Source organism: Chryseobacterium taichungense, from assembly GCF_900109935.1.
GTDB lineage: Bacteria > Bacteroidota > Bacteroidia > Flavobacteriales > Weeksellaceae > Chryseobacterium > Chryseobacterium taichungense.
The window spans coordinates 1-1530 of sequence record NZ_FOBV01000029.1; the positions used below are offsets into that span (position 1 = coordinate 1).

The window sequence follows — 1530 nt, forward strand, 5'->3', positions numbered from 1 at the left end:
AACTTATAGCTTTTGTAGCTTCCCTGTGCAAAATAGGTATTTCCGGTCTTTAAATGATTCATCCCAAACGGATAATAATCATTGGCATCCGTTATTTCAAGAGCGCCTGCGCTGTTTCTCGCGAAACTGATCCTTACATTTCCTAAATGATCTTTGTACTGGTAAATATCTTTTAAAAAAACAGATGATCATTTAGATCATCTGTTTTTTATTAATTGTATTTAAAATTTTTATGTTAATGTCGATCAATAAACAAAACCAACACATTTGGAACATGACCGGATTTTAAAAGAAAAAATTATTTAATTCTAATGGTTAAAATCATCAGCAAAATATATTTTCTTGGTAATTATTTTTCCTGAAACTCTTGCAATAATATAATAAGTTCCAAAATTTTTGTCTGATTTTATAGCTTTTTTTAAAGAGCTAAATATTTTATTATTAAAATGATTATGATAAAAATATTTTTCAAAAACTTCAAATTCTTGTTCTGGCTTATATCCAGCCATTAATGAGTCTTGTTTAATTTTATAATAATCTTCATAATTATGACTTGCGTAATATTTATTACTATTTTCAAATTTCAAAACTGTCAAAACAGGTTGAGGCTTAATATTTGCCCGTATAGTTTTATTAATAATAATAAAATTTCTTTTTTTATCAGAATCATTCAAATTCAATAAATCAATAGTTTTTTTCTCAAAAGAATTATAATTTGACGCTATTAAATTACATTCACCTTCAAGTAATTTTATTAGAGCTGTATCTTTTGCTTTTTTTACAGACAAATAATCTTCATTATTCTTTAATTCGTTTTGACAATATCTATAAGCATGTAATTTTTCTTTTTCAAAAAAAATACCGATTTGACTATACTGGGCTTTGAAACTATTTGGACATAGTATTAAGCAAAAAAACACGTAATATAATGGTTTGAAGGCTTTGTTTGTTCTTTCATAATAATTATATCTATTTGTTAAAAATGTTGGGTTTTTATTGTTTGGTAAAAATGATTGATATGCATTAATCTTATCCTCTCCCATGACCATATTTAGTTTATTCCCCTTTTGGTCATAAAAAGTACTATTTCCCTTTTTGTCAACAAGAATTGTAGCTAAATCTAATTTACCCATTGATTCATTCGAATTTACTAAAGTGTATGAACTTCTAAGTGACAACCCCCATTCTGATCTAATTTTATTTTCAATATGGGTTGCATATATTTCACCCCAACTAGTCCAATTCTCTTTAGCTTCAGATTTATTCTTCTGCCAGGGATCATTAAGATATTTCTTGATAGGATCCATCCCATGAGCCATCTCGTGTGCAAGTGCTATAAATAATGGAACTCCCTGTAATCCGTTTATTGTTGGAGATTGAGGTTTTAATAAAGTATTAATATACGCCACTCCATCATTATAGCTATTTCCGTTAGTTGTAGCTTCAATTTTTAAATCATGCTGTTTGCCTTCAAAATGGTTAACAAGATCAGTTCCTGTGCCACCTCCATATTCAAGCAAAAATAAAGAG

At 28.0% G+C, this 1530-nt stretch carries 1 protein-coding gene; it reads right to left on the reverse strand.

Annotation, left to right across the window (positions count from 1 at the left end):
* Positions 1-308: 308 nt before the first annotated feature.
* A partial coding sequence (locus tag BMW64_RS20345; RefSeq protein ID WP_143052758.1) for a M91 family zinc metallopeptidase occupies positions 309-1530 on the reverse strand: 1222 nt, incomplete at its 5' end.